Genomic DNA, 1,123 nt, shown 5'->3' with positions numbered 1-1,123 from the left:
CCTCCCGATCTCCTGGCGTTACGGGATCATGACCTGCTCACGTCTTTGGGTTTAATCTCCAAGGGCCAGCTGACAGTTGCGGGATTGCTCCTCGTCGGGAAAGAAACATCGATCCGGCAATACCTCCCGCATTACCATTGGATGCATCTCAGAATGAAAGACGACACGGAATACACTGACCGGGCCGAAGGTCCCGATCCTCTTATCATCGCTCTTTCGAAAATCACCGACCGGATTATGGCAGAAAATCCATTAACAACACTCGATTATGGGATGTTCCATTTTGAATACCGCCGGTATCCGGAAATAGTTCTGCGCGAAGCACTTATGAACGCCCTGAGCCATGCCGATTACCGGATAAATAGTCCTGTCATGGTCAAACAATACCCGGGGCGTCTGGAGATCAGTAATCCAGGAGGGTTCATTGGAGGGATTACCTCCAGAAATATCCTCCATCACCCACCGGTTGCCCGGAATCCCCGCCTTGTAGAAGCTCTCACTAAGATGCGCCTCGTGAACAGGAGCAATCTCGGAATTTCCCGGATGTACAAGTATATGCTTATCGAGGGAAAGGAACCCCCAATTATTGAACAGCAGGGGGAATCGGTGAAGGTCGTCCTTAAAGGAGGAGAACTTTCGGCCCCATTCCGTCTATTTGTTGAGAAGGAGGCACAATCAGGCAAAGGATTCGATGTCGACTATCTTCTTATTCTTGATTATCTCCTCTCACACCGGGAAATTGATATCCCGGGTGCGGCTGTGCTCATCCAGCGTACCGATACGGAAGCTCGTGACACACTCCATGCAATGGAGCATGAGAGGGGTTACCTGGAGCATGGAGGTTCCGGCAGGAGTCTTTATTGGACACTCCACCCGGCAATTTACCGCGAACTAGAACTCAACGGTCATCCTCTCGGTGATCGGAGAACTGAATGGGAAGCTGCTAAGATGCATGTCCTTAGCATGCTCAGGCAGCAGAAGGATTCCCCGGAAAACTATCTTACCAATGCAGATATCCGGAAAATTACCCGCCTTAACCGGGATCAGGTAAAACGTCTGATGCGGGAGCTCCGGGAACAACATATGCAAATCACCTATATGGGCAATCGGAGATCTGCGAGAT

Annotated in this window: 1 protein-coding gene; it reads left to right on the top strand. The window is 50.6% G+C overall.

The features are described 5' to 3' along the window. Positions 1-237 precede the first annotated feature (237 nt). Positions 238-1,123: ATP-binding protein (locus CW742_RS14445; protein ID WP_292421577.1), on the top strand; the 886-nt coding region annotated here is incomplete at its 3' end.

Source organism: Methanoregula sp., from assembly GCF_002835825.1.
GTDB lineage: Archaea > Halobacteriota > Methanomicrobia > Methanomicrobiales > Methanospirillaceae > Methanoregula.
The sequence above is the reverse complement of the archived record's forward strand: the minus strand, read 5'-3'. Positions and strand labels throughout refer to the sequence as shown.